The sequence below is a fragment of the Pseudomonas sp. AD21 genome (assembly GCF_002878485.1).
Taxonomy (GTDB): Bacteria; Pseudomonadota; Gammaproteobacteria; order Pseudomonadales; family Pseudomonadaceae; genus Aquipseudomonas.
On the sequence record NZ_NQYG01000013.1, the window covers coordinates 48,328 to 70,498 of the forward strand.

General features: G+C 59.9%; 22 protein-coding genes. 19 read left to right on the top strand and 3 right to left on the bottom strand.

All coding sequences use genetic code 11. The features are described 5' to 3' along the window. The first annotated feature begins 106 nt into the window (after positions 1-106). The 3 genes from eno to ispD all read left to right on the top strand — a co-directional run bounded on the left by eno (position 107) and on the right by ispD (position 2,551). The gene (eno, locus tag PseAD21_RS10840) at positions 107-1,396 is read left to right on the top strand and encodes a phosphopyruvate hydratase (protein ID WP_093436567.1); all 1,290 of its coding nucleotides are present in this window, start codon (positions 107-109) and stop codon (positions 1,394-1,396) included. A gap of 172 nt (positions 1,397-1,568) precedes the next feature. Further along, positions 1,569-1,847: a cell division protein FtsB gene (gene ftsB, locus PseAD21_RS10845; protein WP_007908838.1), complete on the top strand. Its 279-nt coding sequence runs from the start codon at positions 1,569-1,571 to the stop codon at positions 1,845-1,847. Beyond that, positions 1,844-2,551 carry a 2-C-methyl-D-erythritol 4-phosphate cytidylyltransferase gene (gene ispD / locus PseAD21_RS10850; RefSeq protein WP_102355668.1) on the top strand — a complete coding sequence of 236 codons (708 nt, stop codon included), beginning with the start codon at positions 1,844-1,846 and terminating at the stop codon, positions 2,549-2,551. The genes ftsB and ispD overlap by 4 nt, the downstream gene beginning before the upstream one ends. 164 nt (positions 2,552-2,715) lie before the next feature. On the opposite strand, the gene PseAD21_RS10855 is transcribed toward ispD, so the two are convergent. Beyond that, a complete protein-coding gene (locus PseAD21_RS10855; RefSeq protein ID WP_102355669.1) occupies positions 2,716-3,612 on the bottom strand; it encodes a LysR substrate-binding domain-containing protein in 897 nt (298 codons plus the stop codon). A 115-nt stretch (positions 3,613-3,727) separates the two neighbouring features. On the opposite strand from PseAD21_RS10855, the gene PseAD21_RS10860 reads away from it, so the two are divergent. From PseAD21_RS10860 to rpoS, 8 genes are all read left to right on the top strand, one after another. Further along, entirely contained in the window at positions 3,728-4,840 is a 1,113-nt protein-coding gene (locus PseAD21_RS10860) for an S-(hydroxymethyl)glutathione dehydrogenase/class III alcohol dehydrogenase (protein WP_007908835.1), read from the top strand. A 95-nt stretch (positions 4,841-4,935) separates the two neighbouring features. Beyond that, the gene (gene fghA / locus PseAD21_RS10865; protein WP_102355670.1) at positions 4,936-5,781 is read left to right on the top strand and encodes an S-formylglutathione hydrolase; all 846 of its coding nucleotides are present in this window, start codon (positions 4,936-4,938) and stop codon (positions 5,779-5,781) included. 44 nt (positions 5,782-5,825) lie between these two features. Further along, a complete protein-coding gene (ispF, locus tag PseAD21_RS10870) occupies positions 5,826-6,299 on the top strand; it encodes a 2-C-methyl-D-erythritol 2,4-cyclodiphosphate synthase (protein ID WP_025110868.1) in 474 nt (157 codons plus the stop codon). After that, positions 6,296-7,354, top strand: coding sequence for a tRNA pseudouridine(13) synthase TruD (truD, locus tag PseAD21_RS10875; protein WP_102355671.1), 1,059 nt, complete (start codon positions 6,296-6,298; stop codon positions 7,352-7,354). Before ispF ends, truD begins: the two co-directional genes overlap by 4 nt. Further along, positions 7,342-8,091 carry a 5'/3'-nucleotidase SurE gene (surE, locus tag PseAD21_RS10880; RefSeq protein WP_102355672.1) on the top strand — a complete coding sequence of 250 codons (750 nt, stop codon included), beginning with the start codon at positions 7,342-7,344 and terminating at the stop codon, positions 8,089-8,091. Before truD ends, surE begins: the two co-directional genes overlap by 13 nt. A 41-nt stretch (positions 8,092-8,132) precedes the next feature. Next, positions 8,133-8,768, top strand: a complete 636-nt coding sequence (locus PseAD21_RS10885; protein ID WP_169841266.1) for a protein-L-isoaspartate(D-aspartate) O-methyltransferase — start codon at positions 8,133-8,135, stop codon at positions 8,766-8,768. Positions 8,769-8,980: 212 nt separating this feature from the next. Then, a complete protein-coding gene (locus tag PseAD21_RS10890; RefSeq protein ID WP_102355673.1) occupies positions 8,981-9,862 on the top strand; it encodes a peptidoglycan DD-metalloendopeptidase family protein in 882 nt (293 codons plus the stop codon). 105 nt (positions 9,863-9,967) lie between these two features. Further along, positions 9,968-10,978 (top strand): RNA polymerase sigma factor RpoS, encoded by a 1,011-nt coding sequence (gene rpoS / locus PseAD21_RS10895; RefSeq protein WP_038357938.1) that lies wholly within the window; start codon positions 9,968-9,970, stop codon positions 10,976-10,978. A gap of 623 nt (positions 10,979-11,601) precedes the next feature. Here rpoS and fdxA read toward each other — a convergent pair. After that, positions 11,602-11,925: a ferredoxin FdxA gene (gene fdxA, locus PseAD21_RS10900; protein ID WP_007908827.1), complete on the bottom strand. Its 324-nt coding sequence runs from the start codon at positions 11,923-11,925 to the stop codon at positions 11,602-11,604. 163 nt (positions 11,926-12,088) lie between these two features. Then, the gene (gene mutS / locus PseAD21_RS10905; RefSeq protein WP_102355674.1) at positions 12,089-14,671 is read right to left on the bottom strand and encodes a DNA mismatch repair protein MutS; all 2,583 of its coding nucleotides are present in this window, start codon (positions 14,669-14,671) and stop codon (positions 12,089-12,091) included. A 201-nt stretch (positions 14,672-14,872) separates the two neighbouring features. Between mutS and PseAD21_RS10910 the strand changes: the two genes are divergently transcribed. From PseAD21_RS10910 to PseAD21_RS10945, 8 genes are all read left to right on the top strand, one after another. Further along, positions 14,873-15,616: an XRE family transcriptional regulator gene (locus PseAD21_RS10910; RefSeq protein WP_081794880.1), complete on the top strand. Its 744-nt coding sequence runs from the start codon at positions 14,873-14,875 to the stop codon at positions 15,614-15,616. 524 nt (positions 15,617-16,140) lie between these two features. Further along, on the top strand, positions 16,141-16,482 hold the full coding sequence (locus PseAD21_RS10915) for a phage holin family protein (protein WP_083366861.1): 342 nt from the start codon (positions 16,141-16,143) through the stop codon (positions 16,480-16,482). Positions 16,483-16,554: 72 nt separating this feature from the next. Then, on the top strand, positions 16,555-17,076 hold the full coding sequence (locus PseAD21_RS10920; RefSeq protein WP_102355675.1) for a hypothetical protein: 522 nt from the start codon (positions 16,555-16,557) through the stop codon (positions 17,074-17,076). Positions 17,077-17,079: 3 nt separating this feature from the next. Then, positions 17,080-17,688, top strand: a complete 609-nt coding sequence (locus PseAD21_RS10925) for a phage baseplate assembly protein V (protein WP_102355676.1) — start codon at positions 17,080-17,082, stop codon at positions 17,686-17,688. A gap of 14 nt (positions 17,689-17,702) precedes the next feature. Beyond that, positions 17,703-18,035, top strand: coding sequence for a phage baseplate protein (locus PseAD21_RS10930; RefSeq protein ID WP_038357957.1), 333 nt, complete (start codon positions 17,703-17,705; stop codon positions 18,033-18,035). Further along, positions 18,032-19,027: a baseplate J/gp47 family protein gene (locus tag PseAD21_RS10935; protein ID WP_102355677.1), complete on the top strand. Its 996-nt coding sequence runs from the start codon at positions 18,032-18,034 to the stop codon at positions 19,025-19,027. The genes PseAD21_RS10930 and PseAD21_RS10935 overlap by 4 nt, the downstream gene beginning before the upstream one ends. Continuing rightward, the gene (locus tag PseAD21_RS10940) at positions 19,024-19,659 is read left to right on the top strand and encodes a phage tail protein I (protein WP_102355678.1); all 636 of its coding nucleotides are present in this window, start codon (positions 19,024-19,026) and stop codon (positions 19,657-19,659) included. Before PseAD21_RS10935 ends, PseAD21_RS10940 begins: the two co-directional genes overlap by 4 nt. Further along, positions 19,660-22,164 carry a phage tail protein gene (locus tag PseAD21_RS10945; protein ID WP_256588121.1) on the top strand — a complete coding sequence of 835 codons (2,505 nt, stop codon included), beginning with the start codon at positions 19,660-19,662 and terminating at the stop codon, positions 22,162-22,164. Positions 22,165-22,171: the final 7 nt, after the last annotated feature.

The window sequence follows — 22,171 nt, forward strand, 5'->3', positions numbered from 1 at the left end:
GCATGTGCGTTGTCGTCTGCAAGCTGCCCGCTGCACACCACTTGCCGACGGTAAAAAGATTTCCTCTAGCTGCGTCGTTTTCGTCAACTTTGGAGTGTTTACAACAATGGCAAAAATCGTCGACATCAAAGGTCGTGAAGTCCTCGACTCCCGTGGCAATCCCACCGTGGAAGCGGACGTGCTTCTCGACAACGGCATCATCGGCAGCGCCTGCGCGCCGTCCGGTGCATCCACTGGCTCGCGTGAAGCGCTTGAGCTGCGTGATGGCGACAAGAGCCGTTATCTGGGCAAAGGCGTATTGAAAGCAGTCGCCAACATCAACGGTCCGATCCGCGATCTGCTGCTGGGCACCGACCCAAGCGACCAGAAAGCGCTGGATCACGCGATGATCAAGCTCGACGGTACCGAAAACAAAGCGACCCTGGGCGCCAACGCCATCCTCGCCGTGTCCCTGGCTGCGGCCAAGGCGGCTGCACAGGATCAGGATCTGCCGTTGTACGCACACATCGCCAACCTGAACGGCACCCCGGGTGTGTACTCGATGCCGGTGCCGATGATGAACATCATCAACGGTGGCGAGCACGCCGATAACAACGTCGATATCCAGGAATTCATGGTGCAGCCGGTTGGCGCCAAGTCTTTCTCGGAAGGTCTGCGCATGGGCACCGAGATTTTCCATCACCTCAAAGCTGTGCTGAAGGCTCGTGGCCTGAGCACCGCCGTTGGCGACGAAGGCGGTTTCGCACCGAACCTGGCGTCCAACGAAGACGCGCTGAAAGTGATCTCCGAAGCTGTGGCCAACGCCGGTTACAAGCTGGGCACCGACGTGACCCTGGCACTGGACTGCGCAGCGAGCGAATTCTACGAAGACGGCAAGTACAACCTGTCCGGCGAAGGTCAGGTGTTCACCGCTGAAGGTTTCGCTGATTACCTCAAAGGTCTGACCGAGCGTTATCCAATCATCTCGATCGAAGACGGTCTGGACGAGTCCGACTGGGCAGGCTGGAAGATTCTCACCGACAAGATCGGCGAGAAGACTCAACTGGTGGGCGACGACCTGTTCGTGACCAACACCAAGATCCTGAAAGAAGGCATCGATAAAAAGATCGCCAACTCGATCCTGATCAAGTTCAACCAGATCGGCACCCTGACCGAAACCCTGGAAGCCATCCAGATGGCCAAGGCTGCCGGTTACACCGCCGTGATCTCGCACCGTTCGGGCGAAACCGAAGATTCGACCATTGCCGACCTGGCTGTGGGCACCTCGGCTGGCCAGATCAAGACCGGTTCGCTGTGCCGTTCCGACCGCGTTTCCAAGTACAACCAACTGCTGCGAATCGAAGAGCAGTTGAATGGCAAAGCCAAGTACAACGGTCGCTCCGAGTTCCGCGGCTGATAAGTACGTGGTAAAAAAGACACCGGATTGTGTCGGAAAAGTCGTGACAGCGATGGATTTGCCACTAATCTGATGCCTTATATGCACAAGCCTGGATCTTCCAGGCTTCGTGCTATCAGACGTTTCAAAGTTTTGGCGTGGCTGTCTTTTTTCACTGGATACCTGATATTCGATGCGCAGTCCTTACTGGTTGTTTCTCGTTTTGCTCTTGCTGCTGGCCGGTCTGCAGTACCGCCTGTGGGTGGGCAATGGCAGTCTGGCGCAGGTCGCCGAGCTGAATCAGCAGATTGCTGATCAACACGCCGAGAACGAAGGTTTGCTGGAGCGCAACCGAGTGATGGATGCTGAAGTCAGCGAGTTGAAAAAGGGCATGGAGACCGTTGAAGAGCGGGCTCGTCACGAGTTGGGCATGGTCAAGGACGGCGAAACCCTTTACCAGTTGGCCCAATGATCAATTCCCTTCCGGCCTTCTGGGCCGTGATTCCTGCCGCGGGCGTCGGTGCCCGAATGGCTGCGGACCGTCCCAAGCAATACCTGCAACTGGGCGGACGCACAATTCTCGAACACAGCCTCGGCTGTTTCCTTGACCACCCGAGCCTCAAGGGCCTGGTGGTCAGTCTTGCTGTAGATGATCCTTATTGGCCAAACCTGGCGTGCGCCAGCGATTCGCGGATTCAGCGCGTCGAGGGCGGCTCGGAGCGTTCCGGGTCGGTGCTCAATGCCTTGCTGCATTTGCATGCGCAAGGGGCCGACGATGAGGATTGGGTGCTGGTGCACGACGCGGCACGGCCCAACCTGAGTCGCGACGATCTGGACAAGCTGCTGGCTGAACTGGCGGATGACCCGGTCGGCGGTTTGCTCGCCGTGCCTGCGCGCGACACGCTCAAGCGCGTCGACAAGCACGGTCGCGTGGTCGAAACCATTGACCGCAGCGTGATCTGGCAGGCCTACACGCCACAGATGTTCCGTCTCGGCGCGCTGCACCGGGCGTTGGCGGACAGTCTGGTGGCGGATGCCGTGATTACCGATGAAGCCTCGGCGATGGAGTGGGCGGGTCTGGCGCCGCGCCTGATCGAAGGGCGGGCGGATAATCTCAAGGTCACCCGGCCTGAAGATCTGGAATGGTTGCGTCAGCGCTGGGCCAATCGCCGCTGAGTGCTGTGGCGCTTGTCAGATTGCCTTCGCGAGCAAGCCCGCTCCCACCTTTGAATGACGCCGAACACAAATTTGCATCCACTGGGGATCCACTGTGGGAGCGAGCCTGCTCGCGAAGGCGATGTTTCAGCCAACCAATACTTTGCTGATACACCGATGACTGTTTAGCTCCGATATTCGGGCCGCTCAGCCAACCCTTCCTTCAAAAAATCCACCAGCTTGCGCACCTTCGGCGACAGATGCCGTTGCTGCGGATACAACGCCCACACCGCCGTATTCGGCGGCTGATGCGCCTCCAGCAGCGAAATCAGCGCCCCGTTGTGCAAATGCTCCAGCACGTAATAGTCCGGTAACTGACACAGGCCGACCCCTTGCAGCGCCGCATCCAGCACCGCTTGCCCACTGTTGCAGCGCCAGTTTCCCTGTACGCGCTGGGAAAATTCCCGCCCGTTCTGTTCCAGTTGCCACAAGTCCGAACTGCCGATCAGGCAATTGTGCCGACTCAGTTCCGACAAACTGTGTGGGCGACCGTACCTTTCCAGGTAGGACGGTGACGCACACAGGTACATGCGCCGTGGCGCCAGCCGCGTGGCGACCAGTCGCGAATCCTGCAGCCGGCCGAGGCGGATCGCCAGATCCAGCCCCTCATGCACCAGATCGAGCTGGCGGTTGCTCAGTTCGATGTCGACGCGCAATTGCGGGTATTGGCCCATGAACCGCGTCACCAGCGGCACGATGAACCGCTCGCCGTAGGCTACGGCGCAGGTCATGCGCAGCATGCCTTTGGGCTCGCTGGTCAGGTCGCCGACTGCGCGCAGGGCTTCTTCGCGACCGTCCTGCAGGCGTTGGCAATGCTGCAGAAAGGTCTGTCCGGCCTCGGTCAGGGTGACGCGACGGGTACTGCGATAAAGCAGACGCGTCTGCAAGCGCTCCTCCAATCGTACGATTTGTCGACTGATGTGCGAGGAAGAAACCCCAAGGCGTTCTGCTGCTGCGGTGAATTGGCTGCATTCGGCGACGGCGACGAACTCGTCGATACCTTCCCAGCGGTTTTCGGACATTTAATTATCCCTGTACAGCAATAATATTTTGCATTTGTCCTGATTATTCATCAGATCGCGCTGTACTACACTCGCGGTCTGGTTTTTTATTCAATGGATTCACTGGAGAGTCAGCATGATCAAGTCGCGCGCCGCCGTTGCCTTCGAGGCCAAGAAGCCGCTGGAAATCGTAGAAGTCGATGTCGCCATGCCCAAGGCCGGTGAAGTGTTGCTGCGCGTGGTGGCCTCCGGGGTTTGCCACACTGACGCCTACACCCTGTCCGGTGCTGACCCGGAAGGTATCTTCCCGTCGATCCTCGGCCATGAAGGCGGCGCTATCGTTGAAGCCATCGGCGAGGGCGTGACCTCGGTCGCCGTTGGTGATCACGTGATTCCGCTCTACACCCCGGAATGCGGCCAGTGCAAATTCTGCAAGTCGGGCAAGACCAACCTGTGTCAGGCGATTCGCGCCACCCAGGGCAAAGGCCTGATGCCGGACGGCACGTCGCGCTTTTCCTACAAGGGCGAAACGATTTTCCACTACATGGGCACCTCGACCTTCTCCGAGTACACCGTGCTCCCGGAAATCTCCGTAGCGAAAATCTCCAAGGACGCGCCGCTGGAAAAGGTCTGCCTGCTCGGTTGCGGCGTGACCACCGGTATCGGTGCGGTGCTCAACACCGCCAAGGTCAAGCCAGGTGACACCGTGGCGATCTTCGGTCTGGGCGGCATCGGTCTGTCGGCCGTCATCGGTGCGGTGAAAGCCAAGGCTGCGCGGATCATCGCCATCGACATCAACCCGGCCAAGTTTGAAATCGCCAAGCAACTGGGCGCGACTGACTGCGTGAATCCGAAGGATTTCGATCGACCGATCCAGGAAGTGATCGTCGACATGACCGATGGCGGCGTCGACTTCTCCTTCGAGTGCATCGGCAACGTGCAGTTGATGCGCGCAGCGCTTGAGTGCTGCCACAAGGGTTGGGGCGAATCGGTGATCATCGGCGTGGCCGGAGCCGGTCAGGAAATCGCTACCCGTCCGTTCCAGTTGGTGACCGGTCGCGTCTGGCGCGGTTCGGCGTTCGGCGGCGTGCGTGGTCGTACCGAGTTGCCAAGCTATGTCGACATGGCCCAGAGCGGCGAGATCCCGCTGGATACCTTCATCACCCACACCATGGGTCTGGAAGATATCAACAAGGCCTTCGACCTGATGCACGAAGGCAAGAGCATCCGTACCGTCATTCATTTCTAAACGCAGCGCCAAGCTACAAGCTTCAGGCGGCAAGTCAGGGCGCTTTTGCCTTTTCTTGAAGCTCGAAGCTTGCCGCTTGCAGCTGGGAGAATCCCATGAGTCTGGAAAACATCTCCTGTCAGAAAAGTTTCGGCGGTTGGTACAAGCGCTATCGCCATCGCTCCGACGTGCTCGGCTGCGACATGGTGTTTGCCGTGTACCTGCCGCCGCAAGCAGAGCAGGGCGGTCAGTTGCCGGTGCTGTACTGGTTGTCGGGGTTGACCTGCACCGACGAGAACTTCATGCAGAAGGCCGGGGCGATGCGCATGGCGGCCGAACTCGGGCTGATCATCGTCGCGCCGGACACCAGCCCGCGTGGCCCGGATGTGCCGGGTGACCCGGATGGCGCCTGGGACTTCGGCCACGGCGCCGGGTTCTACCTGAATGCCACACAGGAACCGTGGTCGCGGCACTATCGGATGCATGACTACGTCGTGCAGGAATTGCCTGCACTGGTTGAAGCGCATTTCCCGGCCTCGGACAAGCGCAGCATCAGCGGCCACTCCATGGGCGGCCACGGGGCGTTGGTCTGCGCGCTGCGCAATCCGGGGCGTTACCAGTCGGTGTCGGCGTTTTCGCCGATCAACAACCCGATGGATTGTCCGTGGGGGCAGAAGGCGTTCTCCCGTTACCTGGGTGAAGACCGCTCCAAGTGGAAAGAATGGGATGCCTGCGCGCTGATCGCAGAGGCCGAAGAGAAACTGCCATTGTTGGTGGACCAAGGCGATCGCGATGATTTCCTCGAAAACCAGCTCAAGCCCGAGGCTCTGCAACAAGCGGCAAAACAAGCGGGTCATCCGCTGACGTTGCGCCTGCAACCGGGCTACGACCACAGCTATTTCTTCATCGCAAGCTTCATTGACGACCACTTGCAGCATCACGCACGCGCCCTGCGCGGTTAATGCAGGTAGAATCACGCCCTGACAAAAATCGGGGCGTTTTTTTTATGCGTATTGGCCACGGCTACGATGTGCACCGTTTCGCTGAAGGCGATTTCATTACTCTGGGCGGCGTGCGCATTGCACACGGCTTCGGGCTGCTCGCTCACTCCGACGGTGACGTCCTGCTGCACGCCTTGAGCGATGCCTTGCTCGGCGCCGCTGCGCTGGGCGATATCGGCAAACACTTTCCGGACACCGACCCGCAATTCAAGGGCGCTGACAGTCGTGTGCTGCTGCGTCATGTGGTCGCGCTGATCCATGCCAAGGGCTGGAAAATCGGTAACGTCGATAACACCATCGTTGCCCAGGCGCCGAAAATGGCCCCGCATATCGAATCGATGCGCGCGTTGATCGCCGCCGATCTTCAAGTTGAGTTGGATCAAGTGAACGTGAAAGCTACCACCACCGAAAAGCTTGGCTTTGTCGGTCGCGAAGAAGGCATCGCCGTGCATTCCGTTGCCTTGTTGCTGCGCGCATGAACGAACTGCAATTGCTTGGCCCACGCGCCTATGGCGAACCCCTGGGTACTGCGGTACTGAAAGCCATCGCGGAAGATTTTCAGGTCGATGAAGTGCTCGACATCCCGTTCAGCGGCGATGGCGAACACCTGTGGATCTGGGTGGAAAAACGCGGCCTGAACACCGAAGAAGCAGCGCGGCGGATTGCCAAGGCGGCCGGCGTGCCATTACGCACCGTCAGCTATGCCGGGCTCAAGGATCGGCAGGCGCTGCCCCGCCAGTGGTTCAGCGTGCAACTGCCGGGCAAGGCTGATCCGGATCTGTCGGCAGCGGAAAATGACACGCTGAAGATCCTCAAGACCACGCGCCACAAGCGCAAGCTGCAACGCGGCGCGCATTCGGCCAACGGCTTTACCTTGCGCCTGACCCAGTTCGCCGGCGACAAGGAGGCGATCGAGCAGCGTCTGCAACTGATCGTCAAACAAGGCATCCCCAATTATTTCGGCGCCCAGCGTTTCGGCCATGACGGCGGCAACGTCGTTGATGCGCGTGCCTGGGCCGCGCGCAAGGCGCTGCCGGAGCAGCGCAATGTGCGCTCGCGGCTGCTGTCGACGGCGCGCAGTTTTCTGTTCAATCAAGTGCTGGCGGCGCGGGTGGCTGATGGCACCTGGCAGCAGGCGCAGGTTGGCGATCTGCTGGCGTTCACCGACAGCCGCAGTTTTTTCCCGGCGGGTGTTGCCGAATGCAGCGATCCGCGCCTGGCGATTCTCGACCTGCACCCGACCGGGCCGCAGTGGGGCGAAGGTGACTCACCGGCCGCCGGCGCTGTCCATGATCTGGAGCAGGGGATTGCCGAGCGTGAAGCGGATCTGCGCGATTGGTTGATCAATGCCGGAATGAGCCACGAACGTCGCATCCTGCGGCTGCCCATTGGCGGGTTGTCGTGGCATTATCCCCAGCCTGACATTCTGCAACTGGAATTCGTCCTCCCGGCCGGATGCTTCGCCACTGTATTGGTGCGCGAGCTCGTTGATCTGGTGCCGGTGGGGCAGACGGACAGCCCATGCGTATTCTGATTTCTAACGACGATGGGGTAACCGCACCCGGTCTCGCCGCGCTTTATGCTGCGCTGGCGGATTACACCGAATGCGTGGTTATCGCCCCGGAGCAGGACAAAAGCGGCGCCAGCAGTTCGCTGACGCTCGACCGTCCGTTGCACCCGCAATACCTGGCCAACGGTTTCATCAGTCTCAACGGTACGCCGACCGACTGCGTGCACCTGGGCCTCAACGGCCTGCTGGAGCGCGAGCCGGACATGGTGGTTTCCGGGATCAACCTCGGCGCCAACCTTGGCGATGACGTGCTGTATTCCGGCACCGTGGCGGCAGCCCTTGAAGGGCGCTTTCTCGAGCGGCCCTCGTTTGCCTTCTCGCTGTGTTCGCGACAGGTGGACAATCTGGCGACAGCGGCACATTTCGCGCGCAAACTGGTCGAGGCCCACGCCGGGCTGGACCTGCCGCCGCGCACGGTGCTGAACGTGAACATCCCCAATCTGCCGATCGACCACATTCGTGGCATTCAGCTGACCCGTCTGGGCCATCGCGCCCGCGCGGCGGCACCGATGAAAGTGGTCGATCCGCGTGGCAAGGCCGGTTACTGGATTGCCGCTGCCGGGGATGCCGAAGATGGCGGCCCGGGCACTGACTTTCATGCGGTGATGCAGGGTTATGTGTCGATCACGCCATTGCAGCTCGATCGCACCTTCAACGACGCCTTCAGGAATCTGGACGGCTGGCTGGAGGGACTGCGCTGATGGCCCGTGAACACGAAGACCGACTGCGCAGCGGTATCGGCATGACGTCGCAGCGCACACGTGAACGTCTGATCCAGCGTCTTTATGAAGAAGGCCTGTCCAACGCCAAGGTGCTGGAAGTGATCCGCCGTACACCGCGTCATCTGTTTGTCGATGAAGCGCTGGCGCACCGCGCCTATGAAGACACCGCGCTGCCGATCGGCCACAACCAGACCATCTCCCAGCCTTATATGGTGGCGCGCATGAGCGAGCTGCTGCTGGAGGCGGGCCCGTTGGACAAGGTGCTGGAAATCGGTACCGGTTCGGGCTATCAGACGGCGGTGCTGTCGCAACTGGTTGAACGGGTGTTCTCGGTCGAGCGCATCAAGGTCCTGCAGGACCGGGCCAAGGAGCGCCTGGTCGAACTGAACCTGCGCAACGTGGTGTTCCGCTGGGGCGATGGCTGGGAAGGCTGGCCGGCGCTGGCGCCGTACAACGGCATCATTGTCACGGCGGTCGCGACCGATGTGCCGCAGGCGTTGCTCGATCAACTGGCTCCAGGTGGGCGGATGGTGATTCCGGTCGGCTCGGGAGAAGTGCAGCAATTGATGCTGATCGTGCGTGAAGAACATGGCTTTTCCCGTCACGTTCTGGGGGCGGTGCGCTTCGTGCCATTGCTCAATGGCCCGCTGGCCTGAGCATTTGTTTACAGGCGCTGAATTCCTTTCGCTGGACCGGGTCTTACACCGGCAGCAAGGAGTTAAACACTACGAATTGTCCACGGGCAAACGTGTGCGTGAAGCGTTTTCGCATCTTTAACGGTAAAGCCTGTGCGGCCCGTTATACTTGCGACACTACTTGCCGCAACACGGCATTCCACATATTTCAGCCACCACAAAGGGAGCGGCGGGTGAGTCTCACAGTCATTGCGCAGCGTATGGGTAACACGAGCTTTCAGCGCCTGGTGACTGGCCTTGTATTGAGCACCTTGCTGGTCGGTTGCTCCAGCACCAAATCGAGCAACGTGCGGGTGGTCGATCGCAACGGTGCAGCGGCCCAGCGTCCTGCCGTCACGACCGGGCAGTATGTAGTCCGTCCGGGCGATACGCTGTTTTCCATCGCTTTTCGCTACGGCTGGGACTACAAAGCCCTTGCCGCCCGGAACAATATTCCTACGCCGTACACGATCCATCCGGGTCAGACGATTCGCTTCGATGGCCGCACCGGTTCAACGCCGACGGCGGTGGTGAGCAACAGCAGTTCTTCGCCATCTTCGTCGAGCAAAACCACGGTAATCCGGCGCCAGGCGAACGGCACGACCACCACCACGGTGACCGGTTCCGGAGCCGCTTCTGCGGGGGCTGCACCGTCCGTCGCGAGCAAACCGGCACCGGCCCCGCTGCCTCCACCGGGGCCAGCCCCGACCGGCTGGGGATGGCCATCTAATGGCATTCTGATTGGAAAATTCTCTTCAAACGGTAGTTTGAATAAAGGAATTGATATCGCCGGAGATTTGGGACAGCCTGTTTTAGCTGCGTCTGATGGGACGGTGGTTTACGCCGGGAGTGGCTTAAGGGGCTACGGCGAATTAGTCATCATCAAACACAGCGAAACCTACGTCAGTGCCTACGGACATAACCGCAGGCTGTTGGTTCGGGAGGGGCAGCAGGTCAAGGTCGGACAGACAATTGCCGAAATGGGGTCAACGGGTACAGACCGGGTGAAACTGCATTTTGAGATTCGCCGACAAGGTAAACCAGTAGATCCGCTGCAGTTCCTGCCCAGACGTTGATTTGAGGCCAGCCTGTTCCGTCGCGTAGAGGGGACAGGCTCCAGCGCTGCCAAGGATAAAGGCGTCGCTTGAGCTTGGGGTCGAACTCACCAAAGGACTATAACAATGGCTCTCAGTAAAGAAGTGCCGGAGTTTGACATCGACGATGAGGTTCTCCTTATGGAGACCGGCATCGATTCGGAATCTTCGATGTCGAATGATGAAGGGGCTGCTCCACCTTCCGTTCGTTCCAAATCCAAACACTCCGCTTCACTTAAACAACACAAGTACATCGACTACACTCGGGCACTCGATGCCACGCAGCTGTACCTCAACGAAATCGGCTTTTCCCCACTGCTCTCCCCGGAGGAAGAAGTTCATTTTGCGCGCCTGTCGCAAAGTGGCGATCCTGCCGGGCGCAAGCGCATGATTGAAAGTAACCTGCGGCTGGTTGTAAAAATCGCTCGGCGTTACGTCAATCGGGGGCTGTCGCTGCTGGATCTGATCGAAGAGGGCAACCTCGGCTTGATCCGCGCGGTGGAAAAGTTCGATCCCGAGCGCGGTTTCCGCTTCTCGACCTACGCCACCTGGTGGATTCGTCAGACCATCGAGCGCGCGATCATGAATCAGACCCGGACCATCCGGTTGCCGATCCATGTGGTCAAGGAACTCAACGTGTACCTGCGGGCGGCACGGGAGCTGACGCAAAAGCTCGATCACGAACCTTCACCCGAAGAAATCGCCAACCTGCTGGAAAAACCGGTGGGCGAGGTCAAGCGCATGCTCGGCCTGAACGAGCGGGTTTCTTCGGTCGACGTCTCGCTGGGTCCGGATTCGGATAAAACCCTGCTGGACACCCTGACGGATGACCGTCCGACCGATCCATGCGAGCTGCTGCAGGATGACGACCTGTCGCAAAGCATCGATCAATGGCTCTCGGAACTGACCGACAAGCAGCGCGAGGTGGTCGTACGCCGCTTCGGCCTGCGCGGCCATGAGAGCAGCACGCTGGAAGATGTAGGCCTGGAGATCGGCCTGACCCGGGAACGGGTGCGGCAGATCCAGGTGGAGGGCCTCAAGCGCCTTCGTGAAATTCTCGAGAAGAATGGCCTGTCGAGCGAGTCGCTGTTTCAGTAAGCGCCTTTGATCGACCGCCCACAAAAAGCCCCGACTGGTTCGGGGCTTTTTGTTGTCTGCTCGAGCATCGAATGGGATTTCCTGTGGCGAGGGAGCTTGCTCCCGCTGGGGCATGAAGTGGCCACGCTTTATCTGGAACAGGGTCTGCTGCGCAGTCTGGCGGGAGCAAGCGCCCTCACCACGCTACTCATTGCCAGACATACGGTCGGCATTTTTATCGTTTGTAGTCTCTCGGTGTAAGCCTTGGCTTACTCTTTCGTAAGTCTTCCCTATTTTTCCAGGACGGCAGACGTCGATTGCACTTGGCGGTGCTTTTTAACCTATTGATTTGTATATTTATTTTTTAATGTGAAGTGCTTATTACAGCGCTTTTCGGCCATCAGGGTCGATTGCTCCGGGCAGGGAATTCTTTAGTATCGGGGTTGTGTCGACGGACAGACACGCCCTTCAAGGATGAGGGGAAAGGACATCGCAGGAGGCGATTCATCAGGACGATGAAAAGGAATACAGGGAATAGGGAAAAAATGTGGGCGGGTCAAACCGCCCCTTTTTTTTGCCCGTAAAAAGCTAAAGGCAGAAAAGCAAAAAGGCCCGCAAGGGGCCTTTTCAGAACGCGCGACAGATCAGCGTTCGAGGTCTTTGATCTTGCCTTTGACGCCATCCCACTCTTCGGCATCCGGCAGCGATTCTTTCTTCTCGGTGATGTTCGGCCAGATTTCAGCCAATTCAACGTTCAGTTGAATGAACTCCTGCATCTCTTCCGGAACTTCGTCCTCGGAGAAAATGGCCACGGCCGGGCATTCTGGTTCGCACAGGGCGCAGTCGATGCACTCGTCCGGGTGAATTACCAGGAAGTTCGGGCCTTCGTAAAAGCAGTCCACCGGACACACTTCTACGCAGTCGGTGTACTTGCACTTGATGCAGTTGTCGGTGACGACGAAGGTCATTTCTAATTTTCTCCTCAGGCGGCGGCAGCGTTGCCCCTTCACGGTTGGGGTCGCCAGGTTCGGGAGCGATGTCTGCCAGCCAGGCTATTAGCCAGCAGCATCCCAAACCGCGCGAGATTCTAACAGCTTGAAGCCGTTTGCGTTATATCCGGTTCTTCGGTGCTTAGATCCGGTTCTTAAGTGCATATAACAATTCGAGCGCTCGACGCGGGGTCAGGTCATCGAGATCCACTTTCGCCAACTCATCCAGCACCGGATGCGGCAGGCTGGCAAACATGTCGCTCTGCTGCGGGGCGGCCGGCTTGCCTTTGATGGCAGGCTTGGGCGCTTCATGCGGCAATGCGGTGTCTTCCAGTCGGCTCAGGTGCTCACGGGCACGCACGATCACTTCGCTCGGCACGCCGGCCAGTTGCGCCACGGCCAGGCCGTAGCTCTGGCTGGCAGGCCCCGGCAACACGTGGTGCAGGAACACGATGCGTTCGTTGTGCTCGGTGGCGTTGAGGTGCACGTTGGCTACCAGCGGCTCGGCTTCCGGCAACACGGTGAGTTCAAAATAGTGCGTCGCAAATAGAGTATAGGCACGCAGATGCGCCAGACGCTCGGCCGCAGCCCAAGCCAGGGACAAGCCGTCGAATGTACTGGTGCCGCGTCCGACTTCATCCATCAACACCAGGCTGCGCTCGGTGGCGTTGTGCAGGATGTTGGCGGTTTCGCTCATCTCGACCATGAAGGTCGAGCGGCCGCCGGCCAGGTCGTCGCTGGAGCCGATCCGGGTGAAGATCCGGTCCACCAGCGACAGTTCGCAACTGGCTGCCGGCACGAAGCTGCCGATATGCGCCAACAGCACGATCAAAGCGGTTTGGCGCATGTAGGTGGATTTACCGCCCATGTTCGGGCCGGTGATCACCAGCATCCGGGTGTTGTCATCCAGGCTCAGGTCGTTGGCCACAAACGGCGTGGTCAGCACCTGCTCGACCACCGGGTGACGACCCTGGGTGATGCGCATGCACGGCTCGCTGACGAAACGCGGGCAATTCAGATCAAGATTCAGCGCACGCTCGGCGAGGTTGCTCAGCACATCCAGTTCCGCCAGCGCACCGGCAGTGTCCTGCAGCGGCGGCAACTGGCTGATCAGATCTTCCAGCAGCGCCTCGTAGAGCATCTTCTCGCGCGCAAGCGCACGGCTCTTGGCCGAGAGTGCCTTGTCTTCGAACTCTTTCAACTCCGGCGTGATGAAACGCTCGGCGCCTTTGAGCGTCTGGCGACGGATGTAGTCTGCCGGAGCGGATTCCGCCTGCTTGCTCGGCAGTTCGATAAAGTAGCCGTGAATGCGGTTGTACCCGACTTTCAGGTTGGCCAGGCCGGTGCGGGCCTTTTCCCGGGCTTCCAGATCGATCAGGAACTGGCCGGCGTTTTCGCTCAGCGATTGCAGTTCGTCGAGTTCACTGTCGTAACCGGTTTTCAGCACGCCGCCGTCGCGGATCACCGCTGGCGGGTTGTCGATAATGGCTTTTTCCAGCAGCGCTGCCAGCTCCGGGTAGGTGCTGGTGGTGGTCGCCAGGCGCTGCAGGTGCGGCGCTTCCAGGTCGGTCATCGCCACTTGCAGTTGCGGCAGGGCGCCGAGGGCATCGCGCAGGCGGGCGAGGTCACGGGGCCGCGCATTGCGCAGACCGATCCGCGCCAGAATCCGCTCGATGTCGCCGATCTCCTTGAGCTGCGGTTGGAGCTTTTCGAAGCGATAGCCGTCGAGCAGACAGGTGATCGACGTCTGGCGCGCCAGCAGCACGGTTAGATCGCGCAGCGGACGGTTTAGCCAACGGGTCAGCAAACGGCTGCCCATCGCGGTCTGGCAGCGATCGACCACTGATTGCAGGGTGTTGTCGCGGCCACCGGCCAGGTTGGTGTCGAGTTCCAGGTTGCGGCGGCTCGCGCCGTCGAGCACCACGGTGTCATCCAGACGCTCATGGCGCAGGCTGCGCAGATGGGGCAGGGCGGTACGCTGGGTTTCCTTGGCGTAGGCCAAGAGGCAGCCAGCAGCGCCGATGGCCAGGGTCAGGTTTTCGCAGCCAAAACCTTTCAGGTCCTGGGTGGAGAACTGCTGGCAGAGGCTTTTCAGCGCCGAGTCACGCTCGAAATCCCACGGTGCGCGACGACTGACGCCACGGCGTTTTTCCGCCGGCAGGTCTCTTGGCCAGTCATCCGGGATCAGCAACTCGACCGGGTTGACCCGCTCCAGTTCCGCCAACAGATTTTCCCAGCCTTTGATTTCCGACACGCTGAAGTTGCCGCTGGTGATGTCCAGCACGGCCAGACCGAACAGACGTTCGTCACCCAGCAACGCGGCGATCAGGTTGTCGCGGCGCTCATCGAGCAGCGCCTCATCACTGACTGTACCCGGCGTGAGGATCCGCACCACCTGACGCTCAACCGGGCCTTTGCTGGTTGCCGGGTCACCGACCTGCTCGCAGATCACCACCGACTCGCCGAGCTTGACCAGTTTCGCCAGGTAGCCTTCCGCCGCGTGGTAAGGAATCCCACACATCGGAATCGCCTGCCCCGCCGACTGACCGCGCGCGGTCAGGGTGATGTCGAGCAACTTGGCAGCCTTTTTCGCATCTTCATAGAAGATCTCGTAGAAGTCGCCCATGCGATAGAACATCAGCTGATCCGGGTGCTGATTCTTCAGGCGCCAGTATTGCTGCATCATCGGGGTGTGGGAGGACAGGTCGGAGACGGCTTTATTCATCGGATTGTCAGGCAACTCGTTAAAAGATGTAGGGCAAAAGCGGGGGCAACGGCCGGGCTTTTCCGTGATGGGCGCAAGGTTACCATGGGCAGTCTGCTCGACGCAGGCATGACGGCCCGCTGACACTTTTCTGCGTTTAATTGTGAATTATGCACATTTTATGCAAATCAGCATTTGTCATCATCAAAAACTTCAAGCACTATGCGCGTTATGCAAAAACGCAACGTATCCTCCGTCTTAAGAGCACTGCTCGACCAGCACGGGATCTCCCCCACGGAGCTCCACCGTCGCACCGGCGTGCCTCAATCAACGCTCTCGCGGATTCTCAGCGGGAAGATCGTCGATCCTTCGGATAAACACATTTCGAAGATTGCCGAATACTTCAATGTGAGCACCGATCAATTGCGCGGCCGCGCAGACGTCGCCCCCGCGACCGGCGGCGCGCGCGATGACGTGCATGCAGAACTCAAGGATATAAGCCTGTGGGACGACGATACCCCTGTCGATGACGACGAGGTGTCGGTGCCCTTTCTTCGCGAGGTTGAATTGGCTGCTGGATCAGGAAGATTCGTCATCGAAGAGAGCGAGCGCTCTAGCCTGCGCTTCGGCAAGCGCAGCCTGCGCCATAACGGTGTGCAGTTCGACCAGGCCAAATGCGTGACGGTGCGCGGCAACAGCATGTTGCCGGTGCTGCGTGACGGCGCCACTGTCGGTGTGAATGCGGGCAAGTGTGGCATCGGTGACATCATCGATGGTGACCTGTACGCGATCAATCACAACGGTCAACTGCGGGTAAAACAGCTTTACCGCCTGCCAACCGGCATTCGTCTGCGCAGCTTCAACCGCGATGAGCATCCGGACGAGGACTACAGCTTCCAGGATATGCAGGAAGAGCAGATCGTCATCCTCGGTCACGTCTTCTGGTGGGGCATGTACGCCCGCTAGCTTGAACCCCTTCAGATAGAACCCGCCCTCGGCGGGTTTTTTTTCGTCCGCGCAAAAACCTCAAACCCTTGAACGGCGGGGCTTTCATGCGTCTGCGCATTTATTGTGCATAAATTAATGCATTTACGCATTGACTGGATATGCATTCATGCATATTCTTGCCACCAAGCCGCTCGACAAAGCGGCTGGCAAGACAGCTCTTTAGTTCCACAAGAACAGGCAGCGATGAACCGGCCTCAACGGTTCAGAGGGTTGGCAACTGACCCGGGTGTGCAGCGTAAAGCACCAAGAGCAGTTATCCGGCGGGCAGGGACCGCGGTCGGAAAAACAATTTGAACGGACTCGTACCGCGCCAGTAGCGCCGAAAAGTCAGCTTCCTTCTTGAACACAGGATCTGAAGGAAGGCGAAGGAGCGCATTACTGAAAAGCCCGGCGCTATGCCGGGCTTTTTGGAATGCCTACCTGAAGAGACATCGCTTGAACCCAACACATAACACTCATCAACTGGAACCAGGAGGCGTGACATGACAAACGAGCAACAAGCGTTGGCGGACATGCCGATCTGGCTGGTCATCCTCCTCGCCGTCGTGGGCGGGGTGTCCGGCGAAATGTGGCGTGCCGACAAGGAGGGCGCCCGCGGCTGGCCATTGCTGCGGCGCCTGGCCCTGCGCTCCGGCGCCTGCATGATCTGCGGCGTGTCGGCAATCATGTTGCTGTATGCCGCCGGCATGTCGATCTGGGCCGCTGGCGCGTTCGGCTGCTTGACGGCGATGGCCGGGGCCGACGTGGCTATCGGCCTGTACGAACGCTGGGCTGCCAAGCGCATTGGCGTTTGCGAAGTACCGCCGCCTCGCGATCCACAGTAACCCACCACTTTCCAGCCGCGCTGCTTTCATTGCGGCGGGGCTGTGCGTGGACAAATGAAAAGGAGGTCATGCATGCCCGCTCCGATCCAGCAGCCTTCGCAGCTGTTCACGGCGATGGCGACAACTTTGCGCAACGCTGCCGACCTGAATGTACAGGTTGGCAATCACGACGACTTCACCGCGCCTGGCGCTCAGGCCTGGGTGTTGATCGACTTCGACCGCAATGCGCCCGGCGCACGTGCCGCTGACGGACGCATCGCGCATGTCCTGACGGTCTCAATGCAAGTCATCCCGGCCGTTTCCGCCAGCGCTTTTGCCGCCTGTGATCTGATCGCCGTGCTGAAAAACCTGATCACCGACAACCGTTGGGGCCTGCCCGGCGATCAATGTGATTTGCCGATGAACATTGATGGTTTGCCGTCAGTGCTTATTCGCGCTGATCAGCATATCAAGGCGTGGACCCTGACCTTCACCCAGACCCTTTACCTCGGCCCGACCCTGCTCGACGACCCGCTCGGTACGCCGAAATTCGCCCGTACCTGGGAAGTCAGCAACATCGACGATCCGGATCAATACACCGCGCTGGAGGCCTGATTGATGTTCGACGCATTACTGCGCATGCAACTGGGGCCGATCATCGAGCGGCTGGCGGAGATGGAAGCGGAAATCGACGACCTGCACCGACGCGCCGAGAGTTTCTGTCGCATCGGCATTTGTCAGTCAATCGATGCGGCGAGCAACACCTGTCAGGTCAGCCACGGTGGGCTGCTCACGCCGGCCATCAAGTTCTTCAACCCGAGTGCCGGCGCCCAGAGCGAATCGCGGATTCCCTCCGTGGGCGAGCAGTGCCTGCTGTTCAACTACGGCAGTGGTGAAAGCGGGGCGCAGAGCGTGGCGTTGTTTGGCTTGAACAGCGAGCGCTTTCCGCCGGCGGCGACGGTACCGACGCTGACGCGACGGGTGCATGTCGACGGCAGCGAAAGCGGCTACGACGACGCCAGCCACACCTTGCACTGGCAGAACGGGCCGGCGGCTTTCACTGGTTCCCGAGAATCGCTGGAACTGAGCATCGGCCCGGCACGGCTGGTGATGACGCCGCAGGTCATCAGCCTGCAACTGGGCGCGGTCGGCCTGACCATTGACGCCTCGGGCGTGCACTTCAGCGGCCCGTTGGTGGATCACCAGGGCCGTGTCATCAGTCCCTGAATCAAGAGCTTCCCATGATCGGAATCGATAGAGACAGCGGGGCCACGGTCGACGACTGGCTGCAATTTGTGCAGCGCGCGACCCGGGCCCTGACCACGCCGCTGGGCACCCGGCAAAAAAGGCCCCTTTATGGCTCGTTGATCCCCACGCTGCTGGGGCAGAACCTCGGTGACGACGTTCTGCTCCTGGCCCAGAGCCACGCGGCTCAGGCGTTCTACAACGCGCAGAACGGGATCAGCGATTTTCAGCCGCAAGTGATCGTCGCCAGCCGCCAGGGCGCCGGTCTGCTGCTGCGTTTCGCCGGCACCTGGAAAAACCGTCAACAGACTTTCGAGGTAGTGACATGAGCATGTTGATCCCCGGCCAGAACCAGTTGGCCGAACCGGCGCTGATCACCGTCGACGCCTTCGAAGACCTGCTCGCCGAGTTCAAGACCTTCGTCGTCGAATATGTCGGCGCCCGCGCGCCGGACAGTGCCGCAAAACTCAAGACCAGTCTGGATAACGAGAGCGAACTGCTGACCCTGGCGCTCGAAGCCTTCTGTGTGCGCCTGCAAACCCACGAACGCAAATACAACGCCCGCATCAAGCAGATGCTGGCGTGGTGGGCGACCGGCAGCAACCTCGACGCACGGCTGGCGGACATGGGTCTGGAACGGCAGTTGCTCGACCCGGGCGACCCGGCGGCATTCCCGCCGGTACCACCGATTCATGAAAGCGACGACGATGCCCGGCTGCGCTATTACCTGGCGCCGCATGCGCCGGCTGCGGGTTCGCGGATGCAGTATCGCCGCGAGGTGTTCACCCTCGGCGAACGGCCAACGGTGAAGGTCGAATCCACCGATGCCGGTGTGGTGAATGTCACCTACACCTTCAACCCGGACGGCCTCGCGGCACAGGTCAAGGACGGTAATGGTCGGCGTACCGCGCCCGGCGAAGTGCAGGTTACGGTGCTGTCGCGAGACGGCGATGGCACCCCGTCTGCAGCCTTGCTGGATGGCGTGCGTCAGCACTTCGCTCGCCCCGATGTTCGACCGGAAACCGATCAGGTTACGGTCAAGGCTGCCGACATTCAGCGCTACAAGATTCGCGTGCTAGCGAAGATCAATTCCGGCCCGGATTCAGGCCTGACCAAAGTCGCCGCGCAGCAGCAATTGCAATCCTACGCCGACAGTTGTCATCGCCTCGAAGGCCGGGTCGATCCGAGCTGGATCGACTACACACTGCACAGCGCTGGCGCCGTGCAACTGCAGATTCTTGAACCGCTGGAGCCGATCGTGACCACTGCGTTTCAGGCACCGTACTGCACGGCGGTCGAGGTCGAGGTGCTGACGCTATGAATGAGCCAACGCAACGCCCGACCTTGTTGCCGGCCAACAGCTCGGCACTCGAACGTGGACTGGATCTGGGCTTCGGCGCACTGCTTGATCGCATCGCGCCGCCGTTCCCCGAACTGATGAATCCGAACGAAACGCCGGTGGCGTTTCTGCCGTATCTGGCGGCGGATCGCGGCGTCGCGGAGTGGAGCACCGCCGCACCGGAAGCGGAAAAACGCCTGACCGTCGAACTCGCCTGGCCCACTGCGCGCCAAGCCGGTACTCGCAAGGCACTGGAAAACGCGGCCAAGGGTTTGCAACTGCGCCCCGACATCCGCGCCTGGTACGAACAGACGCCGCCCGGTGTGCCTTACAGCTTCACCGTACGCGCGTTCAGCGACCAACCCTACAGCGAAGAAATCGACGCCCGACTCGACCGCCGTTTGGCGGATGCCAAGAGTGAACGGGACATTCTCTCGGTAACAGTTGGCTTGAGCGCGTTCGGCAGTCACTCCATCGCCGCCGCGACTTTTTGCGGTGAGCTGACGACGATCTATCCGGTGTTCATCGAAGGGCTTGAGACCTCTGGCGAGGCGTTCATGGCCGCAGCTTTGTACACCGTCGAAACATCCACTATTTATCCCCAGGGGGCCTGAATGGCTGACTATTACACCCTGCTCACCAACGCAGGGATTGCCTACGAAACGGCGTGCAAAGCCGCGGGCGTGCCGATCAAGTTGACGCAGATTTCCGTCGGCGACGGCGGCGGCTCGGTCTACAACCCGGCCGCGACTGCCACGGCGCTGAAGCGCGAAGTCTGGCGCGGGCCGCTCAACGCGCTGTTCCAAGACGAGAAAAACCCGAGCTGGCTGCTTGCCGAAGTGACCATTCCGCCGGATGTTGGCGGCTGGTACGTGCGTGAAGCCGGGCTGTGGACCGACACCGGGATTCTCTACGCCATCGTCAAATCCCCTGAGTCGTTCAAGCCGGTTCTGGCCACCTCGGGTTCGGGCAAAGAGTTCTACATTCGCTCGATTTTCGAGACCAGCAATGCGTCGCTGGTAACGCTGCTGATCGATGACACCGTGGTCAAGGCCACGCGTGCCTGGGTCATGAGTTATCTCGCCGAAGAACTCGGCAAACTCGATGGCAAGCAATCGGTGCGCGTTGCTGCATCCACCAACATCGTGTTGAGCGGTGCGCAGCAAATCGACGGCGTGGCCGTGATCGCCGGCGACCGTTTGCTGCTGACGAACCAGACCCTGGCCAAGGACAACGGCCTGTGGATCGTCGCCAATGGCGACTGGGTACGGGCAACCGATGCCAACAGCAGTGCCAAGGTCACGCCGGGCCTGACGGTCATGGTGGAGGAGGGCACGGCGAACGGTGATTCGTTGTGGCACCTGACCACCAATGCGCCGATCACCCTCGGCACCACGGCGCTGACCTTCAAGATGCTGGCCGGGCGTACGGGGATCGCCGCTGGCACTTACAAGAGCGTGACGGTAGACGAATATGGTCGGGCGACTGCTGGCGCGAATCCTGAAACCTTGGCTGGTTTCGGGATCAAGGATTCGTACACCAAAGCTGAAGTCGAGGCGTTGATTGCCAAGGCGTCGGCGTTGCCGGTAGGTTCGATTGTCGCGTTCCCGGTTGATGCCCCACCGCCGGGTTTTCTTGAGCTGGATAACAGCGTCAAGAGCAGTGCGACTTACCCGGACTTGAGCGCCTACTTGGGCGGCAAGTTCAACAAGGGCGATGAGGGTGTCGGGAATTTCCGTTTGCCTGAGGCGCGTGGTGAGTTCTTGCGCGGATGGGATCATGGGCGTGGGGTGGATTCGGGGCGCGGTCTAGGTAGTCTGCAGTCCATGCAGGCAGAGGGGCACTCACATGTAACGGGTGTGAATGATACGGCGGCAGTTGCGTCGATTCAGAGTGCACGTGGCATGGGTGCCGGTGCGGGAAGTTGGCCGTACGGAGCGGAAGCTATCGGTATTGCTGGAACAAACTCTGTAAGCACCAATACAACTTACTACCCTTCCGGTGAGGACAGCTGGCTGAAGACCGGTCCAGCCATTTCGCTGGGTACCGGCGAAACACGCCCACGCAACATCGCCGTCATGTGGTGCATCAAAGCCTGGAACGCCCCGGTCAATCAGGGAACCATCGATGTAGCCGCACTGGCCAAGGAAGTCGAACGCCTCAAATCCGCGGTTCCGGTGGGTGCTATTTTGGCCTTCCCGACGGGGATCGTTGCGCCCGGTTATCTGGAGCTGGATGGCAGTGTGCAGAGCATTGCGACCTATCCGGATTTGGCGGCGTTTCTCAGTACCACTTACAACAGGGGCGATGAGGGTTCCGGTAACTTCCGCTTGCCGGAATCACGCGGTGAGTTCTTGCGTGGTTGGGATCATGGGCGCGGGGTGGATGCGGGCCGAACTTTGGGGAGTTGGCAAAAAGGTACTTTGCAGTCCTTTGACCCATCTAATGTTAACCCCGCAGTTTCCGGTCTCTGGCACAACACCGCATCGGATGCGGATATAGGCAAGTTACACGGCCTTGATCCGCATACAGCTTTGGACTATTCCGTCAGTAACGCAGTTTTCACCACGGGCTCGACGCCGGTAAATGCAAGTGCTTTAGGTGTGTCTCGCCCTCGCAACATCGCTGTCATGTGGTGCATCAAAGCGTGGAACGCCCCGGTCAACGAGGGAAGCATTGATATTGCCGGGTTGGCCGTTTTGGCGCAGCAAGCGACTGAGTTCCATCAAGGTACGGCGAAAGTTGCCACGCAAACACAAACAGAAGACGGTGTTGATGACACGACAATCGTCACCCCAAAAAAGCTACGTTTTGGATTTTCAGCAAGTTTTACCTCAAACGGCTACATCGTTTTCCCGAAGTGGATGGGAAGTCTCATTATGCAGTGGGGGCTCTCTCCGGCCGTTGCTTCGGGTGCATTAAATACTCAAGCGTTTCCATTGGCCTTTCCTGTGTTCCCTTTCGCGGTGCTGATCAATTACGCCGATGGTGCAACACAAGTCGGTGCTGGACGTGGCAGCCCTTGGCAGCTTGGTAACTGGACTAAGACAAATTTTAATTGGTCGCATAGCGGTACATCGGCGACGGCCCAGTTTTACTGGTTTGCGGTTGGCCGATAGAGGAAAA

Bases quoted from the DNA above. Each gene is read 5' to 3' on its own strand.
- eno (WP_093436567.1), top strand. From the start codon at position 107: ATGGCAAAAATCGTCGACATCAAAGGTCGTGAAGTCCTCGACTCCCGT.
- ftsB (WP_007908838.1), top strand. From the start codon at position 1,569: ATGCGCAGTCCTTACTGGTTGTTTCTCGTTTTGCTCTTGCTGCTGGCC.
- ispD (WP_102355668.1), top strand. From the start codon at position 1,844: ATGATCAATTCCCTTCCGGCCTTCTGGGCCGTGATTCCTGCCGCGGGC.
- PseAD21_RS10855 (WP_102355669.1), bottom strand. From the start codon at position 3,612: ATGTCCGAAAACCGCTGGGAAGGTATCGACGAGTTCGTCGCCGTCGCC.
- PseAD21_RS10860 (WP_007908835.1), top strand. From the start codon at position 3,728: ATGATCAAGTCGCGCGCCGCCGTTGCCTTCGAGGCCAAGAAGCCGCTG.
- fghA (WP_102355670.1), top strand. From the start codon at position 4,936: ATGAGTCTGGAAAACATCTCCTGTCAGAAAAGTTTCGGCGGTTGGTAC.
- ispF (WP_025110868.1), top strand. From the start codon at position 5,826: ATGCGTATTGGCCACGGCTACGATGTGCACCGTTTCGCTGAAGGCGAT.
- truD (WP_102355671.1), top strand. From the start codon at position 6,296: ATGAACGAACTGCAATTGCTTGGCCCACGCGCCTATGGCGAACCCCTG.
- surE (WP_102355672.1), top strand. From the start codon at position 7,342: ATGCGTATTCTGATTTCTAACGACGATGGGGTAACCGCACCCGGTCTC.
- PseAD21_RS10885 (WP_169841266.1), top strand. From the start codon at position 8,133: ATGACGTCGCAGCGCACACGTGAACGTCTGATCCAGCGTCTTTATGAA.
- rpoS (WP_038357938.1), top strand. From the start codon at position 9,968: ATGGCTCTCAGTAAAGAAGTGCCGGAGTTTGACATCGACGATGAGGTT.
- fdxA (WP_007908827.1), bottom strand. From the start codon at position 11,925: ATGACCTTCGTCGTCACCGACAACTGCATCAAGTGCAAGTACACCGAC.
- mutS (WP_102355674.1), bottom strand. From the start codon at position 14,671: ATGAATAAAGCCGTCTCCGACCTGTCCTCCCACACCCCGATGATGCAG.
- PseAD21_RS10910 (WP_081794880.1), top strand. From the start codon at position 14,873: ATGCGCGTTATGCAAAAACGCAACGTATCCTCCGTCTTAAGAGCACTG.
- PseAD21_RS10915 (WP_083366861.1), top strand. From the start codon at position 16,141: ATGACAAACGAGCAACAAGCGTTGGCGGACATGCCGATCTGGCTGGTC.
- PseAD21_RS10920 (WP_102355675.1), top strand. From the start codon at position 16,555: ATGCCCGCTCCGATCCAGCAGCCTTCGCAGCTGTTCACGGCGATGGCG.
- PseAD21_RS10925 (WP_102355676.1), top strand. From the start codon at position 17,080: ATGTTCGACGCATTACTGCGCATGCAACTGGGGCCGATCATCGAGCGG.
- PseAD21_RS10930 (WP_038357957.1), top strand. From the start codon at position 17,703: ATGATCGGAATCGATAGAGACAGCGGGGCCACGGTCGACGACTGGCTG.
- PseAD21_RS10935 (WP_102355677.1), top strand. From the start codon at position 18,032: ATGAGCATGTTGATCCCCGGCCAGAACCAGTTGGCCGAACCGGCGCTG.
- PseAD21_RS10940 (WP_102355678.1), top strand. From the start codon at position 19,024: ATGAATGAGCCAACGCAACGCCCGACCTTGTTGCCGGCCAACAGCTCG.
- PseAD21_RS10945 (WP_256588121.1), top strand. From the start codon at position 19,660: ATGGCTGACTATTACACCCTGCTCACCAACGCAGGGATTGCCTACGAA.